Annotated in this window: 17 protein-coding genes; 5 read left to right on the plus strand and 12 right to left on the minus strand. The window is 69.5% G+C overall.

Going from position 1 to position 16,343, the window contains the following annotated elements:
- The first annotated feature begins 12 nt into the window (after positions 1 to 12).
- The 4 genes from NFR49_RS08765 (at position 13) to gltA (ending at position 3,745) form a co-directional block, all read left to right on the plus strand.
- The gene (locus NFR49_RS08765) at positions 13 to 576 is read left to right on the plus strand and encodes an FKBP-type peptidyl-prolyl cis-trans isomerase (protein WP_338032532.1); all 564 of its coding nucleotides are present in this window, start codon (positions 13 to 15) and stop codon (positions 574 to 576) included.
- Positions 576 to 1,316, plus strand: a complete 741-nt coding sequence (locus NFR49_RS08770; RefSeq protein ID WP_251159220.1) for a DNA/RNA nuclease SfsA — start codon at positions 576 to 578, stop codon at positions 1,314 to 1,316. Before NFR49_RS08765 ends, NFR49_RS08770 begins: the two co-directional genes overlap by 1 nt.
- A 177-nt stretch (positions 1,317 to 1,493) precedes the next feature.
- On the plus strand, positions 1,494 to 2,336 hold the full coding sequence (locus tag NFR49_RS08775; RefSeq protein ID WP_135978713.1) for a sulfide/dihydroorotate dehydrogenase-like FAD/NAD-binding protein: 843 nt from the start codon (positions 1,494 to 1,496) through the stop codon (positions 2,334 to 2,336).
- Entirely contained in the window at positions 2,324 to 3,745 is a 1,422-nt protein-coding gene (gene gltA, locus NFR49_RS08780; protein ID WP_251159221.1) for an NADPH-dependent glutamate synthase, read from the plus strand. The genes NFR49_RS08775 and gltA overlap by 13 nt, the downstream gene beginning before the upstream one ends.
- Positions 3,746 to 3,841: 96 nt before the next feature.
- On the opposite strand, the gene NFR49_RS08785 is transcribed toward gltA, so the two are convergent.
- The 12 genes from NFR49_RS08785 to NFR49_RS08840 form a co-directional block, all read right to left on the minus strand.
- The gene (locus tag NFR49_RS08785) at positions 3,842 to 5,296 is read right to left on the minus strand and encodes a glycoside hydrolase family 1 protein (protein WP_251159222.1); all 1,455 of its coding nucleotides are present in this window, start codon (positions 5,294 to 5,296) and stop codon (positions 3,842 to 3,844) included.
- A 28-nt stretch (positions 5,297 to 5,324) separates the two neighbouring features.
- Entirely contained in the window at positions 5,325 to 6,221 is an 897-nt protein-coding gene (locus NFR49_RS08790; protein ID WP_251159223.1) for an N-acetylglucosamine kinase, read from the minus strand.
- 71 nt (positions 6,222 to 6,292) lie between these two features.
- Positions 6,293 to 7,666, minus strand: coding sequence for a PTS sugar transporter subunit IIC (locus NFR49_RS08795; RefSeq protein ID WP_251159224.1), 1,374 nt, complete (start codon positions 7,664 to 7,666; stop codon positions 6,293 to 6,295).
- A gap of 33 nt (positions 7,667 to 7,699) precedes the next feature.
- Positions 7,700 to 8,014 carry a PTS sugar transporter subunit IIB gene (locus tag NFR49_RS08800; RefSeq protein ID WP_251159225.1) on the minus strand — a complete coding sequence of 105 codons (315 nt, stop codon included), beginning with the start codon at positions 8,012 to 8,014 and terminating at the stop codon, positions 7,700 to 7,702.
- Positions 8,015 to 8,047: 33 nt separating this feature from the next.
- Positions 8,048 to 8,374 (minus strand): hypothetical protein, encoded by a 327-nt coding sequence (locus tag NFR49_RS08805; protein WP_251159226.1) that lies wholly within the window; start codon positions 8,372 to 8,374, stop codon positions 8,048 to 8,050.
- Positions 8,367 to 8,726: a PTS lactose/cellobiose transporter subunit IIA gene (locus NFR49_RS08810; RefSeq protein WP_251159227.1), complete on the minus strand. Its 360-nt coding sequence runs from the start codon at positions 8,724 to 8,726 to the stop codon at positions 8,367 to 8,369. Before NFR49_RS08810 ends, NFR49_RS08805 begins: the two co-directional genes overlap by 8 nt.
- Complete coding sequence (gene murQ, locus NFR49_RS08815; RefSeq protein ID WP_251159228.1) at positions 8,723 to 9,652, minus strand: N-acetylmuramic acid 6-phosphate etherase; 930 nt, start codon at positions 9,650 to 9,652, stop codon at positions 8,723 to 8,725. The genes NFR49_RS08810 and murQ overlap by 4 nt, the downstream gene beginning before the upstream one ends.
- A gap of 224 nt (positions 9,653 to 9,876) precedes the next feature.
- Positions 9,877 to 10,737 (minus strand): MurR/RpiR family transcriptional regulator, encoded by an 861-nt coding sequence (locus tag NFR49_RS08820; RefSeq protein ID WP_251159229.1) that lies wholly within the window; start codon positions 10,735 to 10,737, stop codon positions 9,877 to 9,879.
- A gap of 113 nt (positions 10,738 to 10,850) precedes the next feature.
- On the minus strand, positions 10,851 to 11,471 hold the full coding sequence (gene pth, locus NFR49_RS08825) for an aminoacyl-tRNA hydrolase (RefSeq protein WP_338032533.1): 621 nt from the start codon (positions 11,469 to 11,471) through the stop codon (positions 10,851 to 10,853).
- A 272-nt stretch (positions 11,472 to 11,743) separates the two neighbouring features.
- A complete protein-coding gene (locus tag NFR49_RS08830) occupies positions 11,744 to 12,742 on the minus strand; it encodes a ribose-phosphate diphosphokinase (protein ID WP_239654472.1) in 999 nt (332 codons plus the stop codon).
- 12 nt (positions 12,743 to 12,754) lie between these two features.
- The gene (glmU, locus tag NFR49_RS08835; protein WP_251159230.1) at positions 12,755 to 14,137 is read right to left on the minus strand and encodes a bifunctional UDP-N-acetylglucosamine diphosphorylase/glucosamine-1-phosphate N-acetyltransferase GlmU; all 1,383 of its coding nucleotides are present in this window, start codon (positions 14,135 to 14,137) and stop codon (positions 12,755 to 12,757) included.
- A 279-nt stretch (positions 14,138 to 14,416) separates the two neighbouring features.
- Complete coding sequence (locus NFR49_RS08840; protein ID WP_135978702.1) at positions 14,417 to 15,157, minus strand: DeoR/GlpR family DNA-binding transcription regulator; 741 nt, start codon at positions 15,155 to 15,157, stop codon at positions 14,417 to 14,419.
- Between the two features lie 247 nt (positions 15,158 to 15,404).
- Here NFR49_RS08840 and NFR49_RS08845 point away from each other — a divergent pair, with 247 nt between their 5' ends.
- Entirely contained in the window at positions 15,405 to 16,334 is a 930-nt protein-coding gene (locus NFR49_RS08845; RefSeq protein ID WP_251159231.1) for a sugar phosphate isomerase/epimerase family protein, read from the plus strand.
- Positions 16,335 to 16,343 lie beyond the last annotated feature (9 nt).

A 16,343-nucleotide genomic window follows, 5' to 3' on the forward strand; every position in this document is an offset into this window, starting at 1 on the left:
AGGAAACCCGCCATGACCCACACGCTGCCGCGCGCCCTCGCAGTCCTCGGCGCCTCCGCCCTCATCGCCCTCGCCGGTTGCTCCGGCCAGCCCGCCTCCCAGGATGCCGGCGACCCGCCCGCCCAGGAGGGGCAGGCCGAGGCCAAGACCGTGGCCGAGAAGGGCGACACCGTGAAGGTGAACTACCGCGGCACCCTGGACGACGGCACCCAGTTCGACAGCTCCTACGACCGCGGCCAGCCCCTGGAGTTCACCGTGGGCTCCGGCCAGATGATCTCGGGCTTCGACGCCGCCGTGGAAGGCATGGAGGTGGGCGAGAAGAAGACCGTGCGCCTCGAGCCCGCCGACGCCTACGGCGAGCGCTCCGACGCCATGGTGACCACCTTCTCCAAGGACGACGTCCCCGACTTCGACTCCCTCGAGGTGGGCGACACCGTGACCCTGTCCACCTCCAACGGCTCCACCGTGGCCGCCGCGGTGACCGAGAAGACCGACGACTCCGTCACCGTGGACGCCAACCACGAGCTCGCCGGCAAGCCCCTCACCTTTGAGATCGAGCTCGTCGAGGTGGGGTAGTGGCCGAGCCCTTCCGCTTTCCCGAGCCCCTGCGCGAGGGCACCATCCTCGCCAGGCCCAACCGCTTCATCATGGACGTGGACCTCGACGGCGAGACCGTGCGGTGCCACTGCCCCGTGGTGAGCCGCATCGGCGACATCGACACCGCGGGACTGCCCTGCCTGGTCTCGGACTCCCACAATCCCCGCCGCAAGCTCCCGCTCGCCGTGGAGGCCCTCTCGCTCACGGCCCCGGGCGACCCCGGCCGCCGCTGGGTGGGCCTCAACCAGAACGCCTCCAACCGCTACGTGGAGCACTTCCTGCGGCAAGGGGCCGTGCCCGGCATCGTCGACGAGCCGGTGCCCGTGCGCCGCGAGGTGCCGCTCGGGTCGTCGCGCCTGGACTTCCTCGTGGACGACTCCGTGTACCTGGAGGTCAAGACGCCCCTGCGCCAGCTGGAGTGCGCCGTCCCCGAGGGGGTGGGGCGCCTGCCGCAGCCGCCCTTCTCGTCCACCGACCGCGCCGTGCGCCACCTGCACGAGCTCGCCGACTCCCTGGCCGACCACGACCGGGCCGTGATCCTCTACTGCCTCTACTACGCCAACGACGGCTTCCACTTCTACCACGGCACCACCTACGACGAGGTCATGGCCTGCGTCGACGAGGTCCGTGCCCGCGGCGTCGAGCTCTGGCAGGCCGACTTCTCGGTGGACGCGGAGAAGGTCGACCTCGTGGGCTGCCACCCGCTCGAGGAGTGGTGAGGGGCCGGTTCCACGGTAGTTTTCCGAGGTTAACTATGGTGCGCGGGGCTCACCGCGGCCTGTGGGGTTAACCGGTTGCGCTAAACTGAAATACAGCCGTGGATTCGGGCCGTGGGTCCGTGCCGCGCATGTCCCCATGAACCAGATGTCTGTCGAGGAGGAGAGAGGAGCCGCTGCATGTTCGAAATCCTCGAGAAGACGCAGTACTCGGAGAAGGTGTTCAAATTCCGCGTACATGCGCCGCAGATGGCCAAGAAGGCCAAGGCGGGTCAGTTCTTGATGGTGCGTACGGACGAGAAGGGCGAGCGCGTGCCGTTCACCTTCGCCGACTGGAACCCCGAGGAGGGCTGGATCGAGTTCATCTTCATGGTGATCGGCAAGACCACCCAGGACCTCTCCCAGCTCCAGGCGGGCGACTCCATCCTCGACGTCACCGGTCCTCTGGGCCAGCCCACCGAGATGAAGCCCGGCAACTGGTGCGTCATCGGCGGCGGCGTGGGCCTCGCCATCGCCTACCCCGTGGCCCGCGCCCTCGTGGCGGCCGGCAACAAGGTCACAGTCATCATGGGCGCCCGCACCAAGGACCTGCTCATCCTCACCGAGCAGTTCCGCGAGCTTCCCCTGGAGAACCTCATCATCACCACCGACGACGGCTCCGAGGGCGAGAAAGGCGTGGTCACCGCGCCGCTCGAGCGCCTCTGCCAGGACCACGCCATCGACCAGGTCTTTGCCGTGGGACCCGTGCCCATGATGAAGTTCTCGGCCCTCACCTGCGAGAAGTACGACATGCCCATCACGGCCAGCCTCAACCCCATCATGGTCGACGGCACCGGCATGTGCGGCTGCTGCCGCGTCACCGTGGGCGGAGAGACCAAGTTCGCCTGCGTCGACGGCCCCGACTTCGACGCCACCAAGGTCGACTGGGCCGACCTCGCCGCCCGTCAGGGCTCCTACCGCGCCGAGGAGGGCGAGGCCCTGGAGCACGCCAAGCATGAGGGGGGTTGCAAATGCCACTCGTAAACGGCAAGTACCGCGCCAACAACAAGGACCCGAGGGTCCCCGCCAACGAGGTGCCGGCCGAGGTCCGCGCCAAGAACTTCGAGCCCGTGGACACCGGCTACACCACCGAGGACGCCATCGAGGAGGCCAACCGCTGCCTCGACTGCAAGAAGCCCCACTGCGTCGCCGGCTGCCCCGTGGGCATCGACATCCCCACCTTCATCCGTCAGATCCGCGACGAGGACTTCGCCGGCGGCCTGGCCACCATCCGCGACTCCAACATGCTCCCCTCGGTCTGCGGCCGCGTGTGCCCCCAGGAGAACCAGTGCGAGGGCAACTGCATCCTCAACAAGACCGGCAACGACCCCATCGCCATCGGCCAGCTCGAGCGCTTCCTCGGCGACATGACCGAGTCCGTGGGTGCCACGCCCCAGTGCAAGCCGGCCAACGGCAAGAAGGTGGCCGTGGTGGGCTCCGGCCCCTCCGGCATCGCCTGCGCCGGCGCCCTGGCCCGCGAGGGCTTCGACGTCACGGTGTTCGAGGCCTTCCAGACCGGCGGCGGCGTGCTCACCTACGGCATCCCCGAGTTCCGCCTGCCCAAGGCCATCGTCAAGCGTGAGATCGACGGCCTCAAGGACCTCGGCGTGAAGTTCGAGTACGACGCCGTGGTGGGCAACCTCTACGACGCCGACGAGTTCTTCAACGAGCACGGCTTCGACGCCATGTACCTCGCCGTGGGCGCCGGCCTTCCCAAGTTCCTCAACATCCCGGGCGAGAACCTCCCCGGCGTCTTCTGCGCCAACGAGTACCTCACCCGCGTGAACCTCATGAAGGCCATGGACTTCCCCGAGTACGACACCCCCATCAAGCACGGCAAGAACGTGGTGGTCTTCGGCGGCGGCAACGTGGCCATGGACGCGGCGCGCACGGCCCTGCGCCTGGGCGCCGAGTCGGTGACCCTGGCCTACCGCCGCACCGAGAAGGAGATGCCCGCCCGTGTGGCCGAGCTGCACCACGCCAAGGAGGAGGGCGTCCGCGTGCTGGAGCTCGTCTCCCCACTGGAGTTCGAGGCCGGCGAGGACGGCTTCGTGGCCAAGGTGAAGCTCGAGCGCATGGAGCTCGGTGAGCCCGACGACTCCGGCCGCCGCCGCCCGGTGCGCGTGGAGGGCAGCGAGTTCGAGCTGCCCTGCGATGTGGCTATCACCGCCATCGGCACCAATGCCAACCCCTTCGCCTCCAAGGCCGCCCCGGTGAAGCTCAACAAGTGGGGCTACATCGAGGCCGACGAGGACGGGCGCACGAGCGACCCGCGCGTGTGGGCCGGCGGTGACATCGTCACCGGTGCCGCCACGGTCATCCTGGCCATGGGCGCCGGCAAGCAGGCCGCCGCGTCCATGACCCAGGCCCTGCTCGGCGAGGACGCCGAGTAGCCCTCGGCCCCCAAGACCCGCTCTCCATGGGGAAAGGGCGGTCCCGCATCGGGGCCGCCCTTTCCTGTGGGGTGCGTCCGGTATGCCGCCGTCGGCCTAGGCGCCGTGGGTGGCGTGGTAGCTCTCGATATAGCGCCGGTACCAGTCGAAGCTGTCCTTCTTGCGCCGCTCGTAGGTGCCCTCGCCCCGGTCGTCGGCGTCCACATAGACCACGCCGTAGCGCTTGGCCATCTCGCAGGACCCGGCGCTCACGATGTCGATGACGCCCCAGAGGATGAACCCGAGCACGTCCACGCCGTCCTGTTGGGCCAGGAGCAGCTGCTCGAAGTGCCTCTCGAGGTACTCCACCCGGTAGGGGTCGTGGATGGAGCCGTCGTCCTCCAGGCGGTCCCGGGCGCCGAAGCCGCACTCGCTCACGAACACCGGCTTGTGGGTGCGGTCGTAGAAGGCGTTGAGCTGGGTGCGGAGCCCCACCGGGTCGATCTGCCAGCCCCACTCGCTGGCCTCCAGGTAGGGGTTCCTGATGGAGCACACCAGGTTGCCGGCGGTCTGCTCGCCGTTGTCGGCGGCTCCCAGCACGGAGCTGGAGTAGTAGGAGAAGCTCACGAAGTCGCAGCTGTAGCGGGCAAAGAGCTCTAGGTCCTCGTCGGTGATGTCCACGGTGATGCCGTGGTTGCGGTAGAAGGCGTCCATGTAGTAGGGCTGGATGCCGCAGGCCAGCACGTCCACCGGGTACCACATGTTGACCTGCTCGTCGTGGAGCTTGATCCAGTTGTCCTCGGGCGAGCAGGTGTGGGGGTAGTAGCAGAAGGCCGCCACCATGCAGCCCGACCGGGCGTCGGGGCAGATCTCGCGCTGGGCCCGGATGACCTTGGCGCTGGCCACGAACTGGTGGTGGAGGCTCTGGAACACCGCGGACTGGTCGTAGGGGCCGTCCTCGGGCCTGAGGAGCCCCACGCCGTTCCAGGGCGAGAAGTAGCCGGCGTTGATCTCGTTGAAGGGGAGGTAGTAGTCGATCATGGACCCCCAGCGCTCGAATACCGTCCGGGCGAAGCGCTCGTAGAGGTCGATGAGGGCGCGGTTGGTCCAGCTGCCGTAGGCCTCCACCAGGTGGAGGGGGATGGCGTAGTGGGTGAGGGTCACGAAGGTCTTCATGCCGGCGGCCCTCACCGCCTCGAAGACCCGGTCGTAGTAGGCGAGCCCCTCCGGGTTGGGCTCGGCCTCGTCTCCCTGGGGGAAGAGCCGGGCCCAGCTGAGGGAGAACCGGTAGATGTCGATGCCGAGCTCTTGGAGGAGGGCGATGTCCTCCTCGAGGTGGTCGTGGCCCTGGGTACCCCGGGTGAAGGGGTAGTTGCCCTCGCCGGCGGCGAGGTCGGCCTTGGCCTTGGCCACGGCCGAGGCCGTGAGGAGGCGGGTCTCGCAGGTGGCGTTGCTGGTGCGGGGCTTCCAGGGGCGGACGTCCTGGGTGTCGAGGCCCTTGCCGCCTACGGTGGCGGCCCCCTCGTACTGGGAGGAGGCGGTGGCGCCTCCCCACATGAGCGTGCGGGTCATGGGTGCTCCTTTGGTCGCAGGGATGGGTTCAGAGGTCGAGGGCGTGTACGGCCCGCATCCAGGCCCCGTCCAGGGGCGTGCCCTGGGGGGCCTGGGGCACGAGGGTGTCGTCGAGGGCCGCTTCGAACGGGTCGAGCACGACGTCGCCGGCCGAGAAGAGGCCGCCCGTCCACGAGACCGGCGCCCCGGGGTGCCCCTCCGCCGCGCGGTTGGCCAGGCGGGCGAGCTCCGTGGCGGCCCGGGCCACCAGGGCCTGGGCGCCCTCGTCGCCCTCTCGGGCGCTCGAGACGGCCGCCGGGGCCGCCCGGGCCAGGAGGCGCCGCTGGTCGCGGGAGGCCGCCAGGGCGCCCACGATGGCCTCGGGGCGGTCCACGGCGAGGGCCTCGCAGACGGCGGCGTCGAGGAGGGGCCCCGCGGGGTCGCGGCCGTCGTGGCGGCGCAGGACCAGGCCCACCGCCTCGCGGCCCAGCCACGCCCCGGACCCCTCGTCGCCCACGGGCCAGCCCCAGCCGCCCACGCGCACCGGGCGCCCGTCGAAGGAGCCCACGGCGATCGACCCGGTGCCGGCCACCACGAGCACGCCGTCGGCACCTCCCAGGGCTCCGACCCGTGCGACCTCGGCGTCGCTGGCCACGAGCAGCGCCGCCGCGTCGCCGAAGGCGTCTTCCAGGGCGGCCTCGACGGCCCCCTCGCGGCCGGGCCCGTAGCCGGCCACGCCCAGGGAGACCGCGGTGGACGCCATGGGCGCCCCCGCGGCCGAGGCCACGTGTTCCACGCCCTCGCGCAGCATGCGGGCCATGGCCTCGAGGCCCACCTGGGCCGGGTGGCAGGTGGTGCCGGTATGGGAGCACCTCACCGTGCCGTCGGGCCCCCGAAGCTCGAAGCGTGTCCGGGTGCCCCCGGCGTCGACCGTTGCCACGTACATGGATGGTCCTCTCGGAAAAGGCCCGGCCGGGGCCGGGCCATGGGTTTCGTCGGGCGATGGCTCGCCTGGGCCTAGGCGGCCTCGGCCTCGTCGGCCTGCTCCTCGGCGATGACCTGCTTCTCCCAGGCGCGGAAGAACGGGTAGTAGATGGCCACGCCGATGGCGATGAGCACCACGGAGAGCACGGCGGCCCGCCAGTCGCCGCCGCAGGCCAGGAACGCGCCCACGGGCCCGGGCAGCGTCCAGGGGACGATGGCGCCCACGAACCGGCCCACCAGCCCCACCGACAGGCAGAGGTAGGAGATCAGGACGTTGACCACGGGGACCAGGATGAGCGGGATCATCATCGTGGGGTTGAGCACCAGGGGCACGCCGAACATCAGGGGCTCGTTGATGTTGAAGACGGCGGGCACGATGGTGGCCTTGCCCATCATCTTGCCGTACTTGGAGCGGGAGGCGAACAGCAGCAGGATGGCGAGGCTGATGGTGCAGCCGGAGCCGCCGATCTGGACGAACCACTGGAAGAAGGGCTCGGACACCACGTGGGGCAGGGCGGTGCCGGCGGCGTAGGCGGCGGCGTTCTCGTCGAGCAGCACGAGCCAGAGGGGACGGGCGATGGAGTAGACCACGGAGCTGCCGTGGATGCCGAAGAACCAGAAGAGCATCTCGAGGAAGACCACCACCAGGGCGGCACCCAGGGTGTCGACGCCGGAGACCAGGGGCATGATTAGGGCGGTGATGAAGTCGTGGATGTTGAAGCCGCCCCAGATGCACACCGCGGAGAACAGGAAGAAGACGATGGCCGTGGGGATGAGGGCGGCGAAGGAGTTGGAGACGGCCTCGGGGACCTGGGCCGGCATCTTGATGGTGAGCCTGTGCTGCACGCAGAGGCGGTAGATCTCCACCGCGGCGAAGGCGGCGATGATGGCCACGAAGAGCTGGCCGGTGCCCAGGTAGTTCATGTTCATGACGTAGGCGCCGTTGACGGCGGCCATGGCGTCGGGGAAGCCCGCGTCGGCCAGGGGGGAGGCGGCCAGGGCGGCGTTGATGGCGTCATCGAGGTCGGGCATCATCACCGGCACGATGGTGAGCAGCATGGCCATGACCGACAGCAGGCCGCTCATGAGGCCGTCCACCTTGTAGGAGCGGCCCAGGGAGTAGCCGATGCCGAAGCAGGCGTAGAGCGACAGTATGTACATGGACATGCGGTAGGGGAGCAGGATCTTGACGGCGTTGGCCTTGAGCCACGCGGCCAGGGCCCAGTCGGCGGGCATCTGGTTGTAGGCGAAGGCGATGACCATGAGGAACGAGCTCACGATGATGAGCGGGAGGGTGGAGACGATGCCGTCGCGGATGGCACGTAGATGCCTCTGCTCGGCCACGCGGGCCATGGGGCCGGCGAGGTGCTCGTCGATCCAGGTGGACATGGACTCGAATGCGGCCATGGGTACTCCTTGGGGTCGTGGGTGGCGAGGGCCTTAGGCCAGGTCGGGCAGAAGCTCGGCGAGCTGGGCGAAGAGCTTCGGGCCGCCCATGGGGCTGTAGGCCATGGGCTGGATGAGGCACACGGGCACGGAGGCCGCCTCGCAGGTGGCGGCGAGCTCCTTGAACCGGTGGCGCACCTGGGGCGCCACCAGCACCGCGTCGTAGCCCTCCTTGAGCTCGTCCTCGAGGGCCGAGGTGCCGCAGGCGGCCACCTCGAGGGCGAGGCCGCGCTTGGCCGCCTCCTTCCTCAGGGCGTCTTCGGCGATGGTGGAGGACATGCCTCCCGAGCAGACGACGAGAACCTTCATGACATGCTCCTTTCCTTGACGGCTGGGTGCGGGTCAGACGAACAGGACGGTGAACACGGCGGCAAGGGCCACCGAGAGGGCCGCCGCCACGAACCAGAAACCGGGGCAGGGCCCGCGGTCGTTCTCGTGGAAGTACTCCATGACGGCCACGGAGAAGCCCACGAGCAGGCCCTGGGCCACGGGCGTGGCCAGCGGGAGGGCCGGGGTCAGCGGGGCGGCGAGGGCCGGGACGACGAAGACGGCGAGGACGAGGGAGGCGGTGACCACGGCGGCGCTCACGAAGCCGAAGCGGGGGATGTCGTAGTCGGTCTCCCCGAGCCAGCGGCGGGCGAGGTCCGGCGTGCCGGCCGCCCTAGCCACGGCCGTTCCCCTCGAGGGCCTCGACGCGCCGCTCCAAGGCGTCGATGCGCTTGGCCTGAGCCACCAGGTGTCCGATGAGCGACTGGGCCTCGAGGGCGCACATGAGGTGGTCCTGGGCGTGGATGAAGATCATGGAGAGGGGGATGTCCTCTCCGGCGGCGGACCGCTGGATGAACTCGGTCTGGATGTTGTGGGCGTCCACGAGGTCCTGCTCGGCCTGGGCGAGGGCCTTGTCGGCGTCGTCGAAGCGTCCCTCCTCGGCCGCCGCGAGGGCCTCGTAGGCCTCTCCCTTGGCGTTGCCACCGATGGCCACGATGGCGAAGGCCTTCTCGAGCGCGGTCTCCTGGTTCATCGCTCCTCCTGTTCTTGTTGGGCGTCTTGGGCAAGGGCTATGGCCCGGCGCACGTCGCCGGAGGCCTGGGCGAGCAGGGTGTCGGCGGTCTTGGCGTCGACGCCGCCGAGGATGGAGACGATGGCCGGCTTGGCCATGCCGCCTGTGTCCTCCAGGGCCGCCTCTGCCCGGGAGGCGTCCGTGCCGCAGGCCTGCTCCACGATGGACAGGGCCCGGGCGCGGAGCTTCTCGTTGGTGGGCTGCACGTCCACCATGAGGTTGCCGAAGGCCTTGCCCGTGCCCACCATGGAGCCCGTCGAGATCATGTTCAGGATCATCTTCTGGGCCGTGCCGGCCTTGAGCCGGGTGGAGCCGGTGAGCACCTCCGGGCCGCAGGAGACCTCGATGGCGAGGTCGGCCATGGTGCCGATGAGGGAGGGGCGGGTGCAGGCCACGGCCACGGTGCGAGCCCCGAGCTCCCGGGCCCGCCGGAGGGCGCCGGCCACGTAGGGGGTGCGCCCGCTGGCGGCAAGGCCCACCACCATGTCGGAGGCGTTCACCGAGAGCCCGTCGATGTCGGAGGCGCCGAGGCCCTCGTCGTCCTCGGCCCCCTCCACGGCCTGGGTGAACGCCGGGGCGCCCCCGGCGATGAGGCCCACCACCACGCCGTCGGGCACCCCGAAGGTGGGACGGCACTCCACGGCGTCGAGGACCCCGAGGCGGCCCGAGGTGCCGGCCCCCACGTAGACGATGCGCCCCTGGGCGGCCAGGGCGTCCCTGCCCCAGGCGATGGCCTGGGCCACCCGGTCGAGCACCTCGCCCACGGCCCGGGCCACCTCGCGGTCCTCCCGGTTCATGGCCCGGGCCACCTCCAGGGGGCTCATGGTGTCGAGGTCGGATGTCGCGGGGTTGGGACTCTCGGTCACGAGGGATTCGAGATCGACCAAAGCTCCTCCCTTCGTCGTCGTTTTCCGTCGCCCCCATCGTCGCCGTTCTCACAAGGTGTTCGTCTTGCCATCGGTAAATGACGTTTTTGTACCGCGCCATGGAAAAAAGAAGGGCCGGGAAAGGCCGTCTGCCGACGGAGGGCTACCGTCGGCAGAATGGGAGGACGGTGATATTCCAGTTTGAGTTCACAGGATGGGCTCAGGTGTCCCGAGCGGTGCCCCTATTAGGTCTCCCCGAGGGCCTTGTGGTGGTAGTTGCCGGCAAAGCGCTGGGAGGCGGCGTCGTAGTCGCGCAGGGCCACCACGGTGAACAGGATGTCCACCACGTGGAGCTGGGCGATGCGGCTGGCCATGGCGCCGCTTCTCAGGCCGTGCTCGCTCGCGGCGACGCAGAGGGCGACGTCGGTGTAGGGGAGCAGCCCGTGGCCGCTCACGGCCGCCGTGACCGAGATCACCGGCGCGCCGGCCTCCTTGCAGCGTCGGGCGCACTCCACCACCTCGCGGGTCTCCCCGGAGTAGCTGAAGGCCACGGCCACGTCGTCGGGGCCGATGTTCTTGGCGGCGAGGAGCTGGGCGTGCCAGTCGGCGTTGCAGGTGCACGGGATGTTGGCCCGGAGGAGCTTGAGGCCCAGGTCCTCGGCCACGATCTGGGATGCCCCCATGCCGAAGAGCACCACGTTCTTGGCGTGGCCCACCAGGTAGGCCGCCCGGTCCACGGCCGAGACGTCGAGGGCCACGGCGGTGGCGTCGAGGGCGTGGACGGTGCGGCTGCTGAGTTTGTGGATCACCGACCGGGTGGAGTCTCCCCGGCCCACGTCGCCCATGGAGGCCCGGGCCGATCGGCGCCGCACGGCGAGGTCGTAGATCAGGGCCTGCTGGAAGTCGCGGTAGCCCTTGTAGCCGAGCTTGTGGACCAGGCGCATGATGGTGGACACCGAGGTGCCCGTGGCCTCGGCCAGGGAGCGCACGGTGAGGCCCGCCGCCCGCTCCACGTCGCCCACCACGTACTCGATGACGGGTGCCTCCGCGGGGCTCGCATAGCGCAGGTACTCCTCCAGCTTGAAGTTGGTGCCGCTGATCTCCATGGGCCTCTCCGGGCGGTATGCGGGCGACGGCGCGCCACTGTGGCGGGGTGTCTCGGCAAAACGGGGGTGCGGCCGCGCCACGGTGGCGTCGCGGGGCTGCGGCGTCGACGGGCTCAGGCCTGGCCCTGCCGTCTGAGCTCCCGCTCCACGAGGTCGGCCGCGTCGGCCACCGTGAGGTCGAACTCCTCCAGGAACTTCCCCTTGAGGGTGCGCAGCACGAAGTCGGCAGGGTCCATGCGTCCCGGCGGGCGCCCGATGCCCACCTCCACCCGCTTGAAGTCGCGGGTCTTGAGCTTGTCGGCGATGGAGCGCAGGCCGTTGTGGCCGTCGAGGCCGCCGCCCGCCTTGAACTTGACCGCCCCTGCGGGGATGTCGAGCATGTCGTGGACCACGAGGATGCCCTCGGGTCGCACCCGGTGCTCCCGGGCCAGCTTGGAGACGGGGCCGCCGCTCGTGTTCATGAAGCTCTGGGGCTTGGCGAGGAGCACCGCCTGCCCCTCGATGGTGCAGGGGGTGACAAGGGCGCCGGCATCCTGCTTCCAATAGCCGGCCCCCCATCGTTCGGCGAGGAGGTCCACCACCTGGAAGCCGGCATTGTGCCGGGTCTCGGCGTACTCGTCCCCGGGGTTGCCGAGCCCCACGACCATGCCGATGGGCACGGGTGCCTTGGATGGGTTGGCCCCCCGGGGCCTCTTGCCGCCGGTGGGGGCCTGGTCGCGGTTCCTTGCTGCCATGGTGCTCCTTGCTGTCGAGGAGGTGACGTGTCCAGTATGGCCCACGGCGCCATGGTCGGGGAGGCGGGGCCCGGGGTGCGGGGGCGCGTGGCCGGGGATGCGCCCGCCGCCGGATGCTGCCGCCATGGGGCCCGTGGGCAGGACCCGGCCGGTCGGGGCCTGCCCGCGCCCGGGAGACATGAGAAGCCCCCGTCCCCTCCTGCGGGGGAGACGGGGGCGAGGCCGGGGCCTGTGGCCGGGGGCGGGGTCGCCCCGGGCCGGGGTCGTCGACCTTAGAGGTTCATGTCGGCGCCCACCATGCCGCTCACGCTCACCTCGTTGTAGATGCGCTGGATGCACTCGGCGAACTCGTCGGCCACCGAGATGGTCTTGATCTTGCCGTCGTGGCAGGCCGGGTCCAGGGGCACGGCGTCGGTGACCACGCACTCAACGATGGGGGCGTCCTCGATGCGCTCCACGCCGGGGCCCGAGAAGATGCCGTGGGTGGCGCAGACGTAGATGTCGCCGGCGCCGAGCTTCTTGAGCTCCCGGACGCTGGCGCAGAGGGTACCGGCGGTGTCGATCATGTCGTCGTTGATGATGCAGGTCTTGCCCTTGATGTCGCCGATGATGCCGGTGACCGCGGCCTGGTTGTGCTTGGGGCGGCCCTTGTGGGCGATGGCCAGCGAGCAGCCGAGCATGTCGGAGAGCTTCTTGGCGGCCTTGGCGCGGCCCACGTCGGGCGAGACCACCACGAGCTCGTCGGTGTCGAAGTCCATGGCGTTGTAGTACTCGCCGAAGAGGGGCATGGCGGTGATGTGGTTCACCGGGATGTTGAAGAAGCCCTGGATCTGGTTCTGGTGGAGGTCGAGGGTGACCACGCGGTCGACGCCGGCGGTCTCGAGGAGGTTGGCCACGAGGCGGGCCGTGATGGGCTCGCGGGGTGCGGCCTTGCGGTCCTGGCGGGCGTAGCCGTAGTGGGGGATGACCGCCGTGAAGGTGCGGCAGGAGGCGCGGCGGGCGGCGTCGGCGGTGATGAGGGTCTCCATCATCATGTCGTTGACGTTGGCGCCCACGATGGACTGGATGAAGAAGACGTCGGCCCCGCGCACCGACTCGTCGAAGCGCGCGTAGATCTCGCCGTTGGCGAACTTCTCGAGGAGGAGCCCCGAGAGCTCGACGCCGAGCAGGTCGGCGATGCGCTGGGCCAACACCGGGTTGCTGGAACCGGTGTAGAGCTTGAAGCGCTTGGTCATCGGTGTGATCTTGTTGAGGTCCTGATCCTGGTTCATGGTCGCCTTTCTCTACGACTCTCGGCTGGCGGCGCGCTTGGCGGCGTACCCTTCGACATTGGTCTGACGGGCCCGGGCGATGCCCAGGGCGCCGTCAGGAACGTCCTCGACGATGCAGCTGGCGGCCCCGGTTATGACGTCGGAGCCCAGGTTCACGGGGGCCACCATCATGGTGTTGGAGCCGATGAAGGCCCGGTCGCCGATGGTGGTGGGGTTCTTCTCGTAGCCGTTGTAGTTGCAGGTGATCGACCCGGCCCCCACGTTGACGTCGTCGCCCATGGCGGTGTCGCCGATGTAGGAGAGGTGCGGGACCTTGGAGCCGCGCCCGATCGTGGACTTCTTGATCTCCACGTGGGTGCCGGCCTTGGAGCCGTCCAGCATGTGGGTGCCGGGGCGCAGGTAGGCGCGGGGGCCGCAGGAGACGTCGTTCTCGATGAGGGCGCCCTCGGCCACGGTCTCGTCGACGGTGCAGCGGTCGCCCACCGAGGTGTCGGTGAGGCGGGAGTCGGGGCCCACGACGCAGTCCTCGCCGACGGAGGTGGAGCCCCACAGGTAGGTGCCGGGCAGGAGCTCGGTGTCGCGGCCCACGGTGACGCCGGGGCCCACCCACACGAGGTCGGGGTCGAGCATGGTGACGCCCTCGGCCATGAGCCGGCCGTTGATGCGGCGCTGCATGACCTTGGTGGCCTCGGCGAGCTGGGTGCGCGAGTTGACGCCGAGCATCTCGGTGTCGTCCTCCACGTGCACGGCGGTGACGGAGAGGCCGTGGCCCCTGAGGATCTCAACCATGTCGGTGATGTAGTACTCGCCCTGGACGTTGTCGTTGCCGATCTCGCCGATGTGGGCGGCCAGCTGGGCGCCGTCGAAGGCGTAGACGCCGGAGTTGCACTCGGTGAGGCTGGCGCGCTGCTCCTCGGTGCAGTCCTTGTGCTCCACGATGGCCACGACCTCGCCGGCGTCGTCGAGGACGATGCGGCCGTAGCCGGTGGGGTCCTCGGGCGCCATGGTGAGCACGGCGGCGGCGCGGCCGCCGTCGGTCACCTGGTCGGTGAGGGCGGCGATGGTGGAGGGCTCCACGAGGGGCGTGTCCCCGTACAGCACGGCCACGCACCCCGAGGCGACGCCCGTCTCGTCGAGGGCGACCTTGAGCGCGTGGCCGGTGCCGAGGCGCTCGCCCTGGAGCACGCACTCGACGTTCTCGTCGGCGAGGAGCTCCCTGACCTCCTCGGCGCCGTTGCCCACGACCACGACGACGCGGTCCGCGCCCGCCTGGCGGGCGGCCTCGACCGCCCAGACCACGAGGGGACGGCCGAGCATCCTGTGGGCCACTTTGGGGTGTTTGGACTTCATGCGGGTGCCCTCGCCGGCGGCGAGGACGATGGCGGTGAATGCCATAGAAGGGTGCCTCCTGGGCAACGGGCCGCGGCCGTTGAACTCGCGGCACAGATGCATGAACGCCTTGCATGATAGCGCAGATAGGAGCCGCTTCGGCGAGGCCGTGGGGAGCCCGTGGTACACTTGCCTCCCACAGGGGCATCGTCCAACGGTCAGGACCCTGGTTTTTGGTACCAGTTATGGGGGTTCGAATCCCTCTGCCCCCGCCAGCGCGCGGCAGGCCGCCCGGCAGCAGCCGGCGGCCTTTTTCATGCACGTATCGTCGGCGGTGCCGGAGGCTCAGGCGGTGATGACGCGCGTCTCGGCGGCGACCGCGGGGTCGCTGCGGTCGGAGACGACCGTGACGCGGTCCAGCGGGAGCACCCTGACGTTCAGGACCTCCCCGAACTTGGAGGAGTCGGCGAGCACGTAGGTCTCCTTGGCGTGCTCGGCCACCACCTGCTTCTTGTTGGACTCCTGCATGCTCGGCGTGGTGACCCCGAACCTGACGTCGACTCCGTTGGCCCCCAGGAACGCCCGGTCGAACACGAAGCGCCCGACGTTCTCCTCGGTCATGGGGCCGTATACGGAGGAGAGGTCGGGGCTCAGGATACCGCCCAGCATCACGAGGGTGGCGCAGGGGTCGGCGCCTGCGAGGGAGAACGCGTCGGCGTTGGTGGTGACCACCGTGACCGGCCTCGCCATGAGGAGGGCGAGCAGGGCCGAGCAGGTGGAGCCGGAGTCCACGTAGACCGTCTCGCCGTCCTCCACGAGGGCGGCGGCCGCCGCCGCGATGGCGCGCTTCTCGCCCACGTGGATGGCCGCCTTGACGCTGATGGGCGTCTCGCGGGGGCCGCCGGCGGCCTTCACGGCGCCGCCGCTCAGGCGCTGGAGCCTGCCGTCCGCCTCGAGCTCGCGCACGTCGCGCCGGAGCGTCGACTCCGACACCTCGGGCAGGAGCTCCTGTATGTCGGAGAAGCGCACGACCTCCTCCTGGGAGAGGAGGTCGAGGATGGTCTGCTGGCGCTTGTAGGGAATCATGGGCCCTCGTGTTCCCGATGGGGCCTTCTCGGCCCGGTGGTCGACTGTCTATGACTGTACATGACCGTCCATGAAAGAAATCTACCGTTCGCGGGAGATTATCTACCGTTCATCCCATGGAATGACCTTGAGTGACAAGAAATGACAGTTTCCAACTCTGAGTGACATTTTGTGACGGTATAGTCCTTCTCAACGACCGCAAATGAACGTGGTTGACAGGAACTGACGGAAGAGAAGGAGACGCCCCATGAAACTGGCCACCCGCATCAACTCGTTCCTCTCGGAGGGGGACGGCGACCTCGCCTCCGTGCTCCAGGAGTTCTCGGGACTCGGCCTCACCCACTGCGACTTCAACTACCCCGAGCATGTGGAGGGCCTGCCCGCGGCCGACCTCAAGGCCATGCTCGACGCCAACGGGCTCGAGGCCAACGGCGTCGCCGTGCGCTTCCGCGGGCACTTCCTCAACGGCGAGTTCGGCAACGCCGACCCCGCGGTCGCCGCCGACGCCCTCGCCCTCGCCAAGGAGGGCACCGACTACTGCCGTGCCATCGGCGGCAGGGTGGTCACCCTCTGGCTGGGCTTCGACGGCTTCGACTACCCCTTCCAGGCCGACTACCGCCGCATGTGGGACGCCGTCGCCTCGGCCTTCCGCGAGCTCTGCGACTACGCCCCCGACATGCTCTTCTCCATCGAGTACAAGCCCTTCGAGGAGCGCTCCTTCGCCCTCATCGACAGCTTCGGGCTCGTGCTCGCCATGATCGACGAGATCGACCGCCCCAACATCGGCGCCACCCTCGACTACTGCCACATGCTCATGAAGCATGACAACCCCGCCTACGGCGCCGACATCCTCGGCTCCAGGGGGCGCCTCTTCGGCGTCCACCTCAACGACGGCTACGGGCGCTTCGACGACGGCCTCATGGTGGGCACCGTCACCCTGCCCCAGACCCTCGAGTTCCTCTACTACGTGAAGAAGCACGGCTTCGACCACGCCGTCTACTTCGACACCTTCCCCAAGCGCGAGCGCGCGGCAGCCGAGTGCGCGGCCAACGTCGCCATGGTGCGTCGCATCGACGAGACCATCGACCGCCTGGGCCTCGACCGCATCCAGGCCGCCGTGGACGCCAACGACGGTGTGGGCGTGAGCCGCCTCGTGCTCGACGCCTTCATGAACTGAGCCACAGAG

The sequence above is a fragment of the Caniella muris genome (assembly GCF_943193035.1).
GTDB lineage: Bacteria > Actinomycetota > Coriobacteriia > Coriobacteriales > Atopobiaceae > Granulimonas > Granulimonas faecalis.

Excerpts from the sequence above, each read along its gene's own strand:
- NFR49_RS08765 (WP_338032532.1), top strand. The coding sequence starts at position 13 with ATGACCCACACGCTGCCGCGCGCCCTCGCAGTCCTCGGCGCCTCCGCC.
- NFR49_RS08775 (WP_135978713.1), top strand. The coding sequence starts at position 1,494 with ATGTTCGAAATCCTCGAGAAGACGCAGTACTCGGAGAAGGTGTTCAAA.
- gltA (WP_251159221.1), top strand. The coding sequence starts at position 2,324 with ATGCCACTCGTAAACGGCAAGTACCGCGCCAACAACAAGGACCCGAGG.
- NFR49_RS08785 (WP_251159222.1), bottom strand. The coding sequence starts at position 5,296 with ATGACCCGCACGCTCATGTGGGGAGGCGCCACCGCCTCCTCCCAGTAC.
- NFR49_RS08790 (WP_251159223.1), bottom strand. The coding sequence starts at position 6,221 with ATGTACGTGGCAACGGTCGACGCCGGGGGCACCCGGACACGCTTCGAG.
- NFR49_RS08795 (WP_251159224.1), bottom strand. The coding sequence starts at position 7,666 with ATGGCCGCATTCGAGTCCATGTCCACCTGGATCGACGAGCACCTCGCC.
- NFR49_RS08800 (WP_251159225.1), bottom strand. The coding sequence starts at position 8,014 with ATGAAGGTTCTCGTCGTCTGCTCGGGAGGCATGTCCTCCACCATCGCC.
- NFR49_RS08810 (WP_251159227.1), bottom strand. The coding sequence starts at position 8,726 with ATGAACCAGGAGACCGCGCTCGAGAAGGCCTTCGCCATCGTGGCCATC.
- NFR49_RS08820 (WP_251159229.1), bottom strand. The coding sequence starts at position 10,737 with ATGGAGATCAGCGGCACCAACTTCAAGCTGGAGGAGTACCTGCGCTAT.
- pth (WP_338032533.1), bottom strand. The coding sequence starts at position 11,471 with ATGGCAGCAAGGAACCGCGACCAGGCCCCCACCGGCGGCAAGAGGCCC.
- NFR49_RS08830 (WP_239654472.1), bottom strand. The coding sequence starts at position 12,742 with ATGAACCAGGATCAGGACCTCAACAAGATCACACCGATGACCAAGCGC.
- glmU (WP_251159230.1), bottom strand. The coding sequence starts at position 14,137 with ATGGCATTCACCGCCATCGTCCTCGCCGCCGGCGAGGGCACCCGCATG.
- NFR49_RS08840 (WP_135978702.1), bottom strand. The coding sequence starts at position 15,157 with ATGATTCCCTACAAGCGCCAGCAGACCATCCTCGACCTCCTCTCCCAG.
- NFR49_RS08845 (WP_251159231.1), top strand. The coding sequence starts at position 15,405 with ATGAAACTGGCCACCCGCATCAACTCGTTCCTCTCGGAGGGGGACGGC.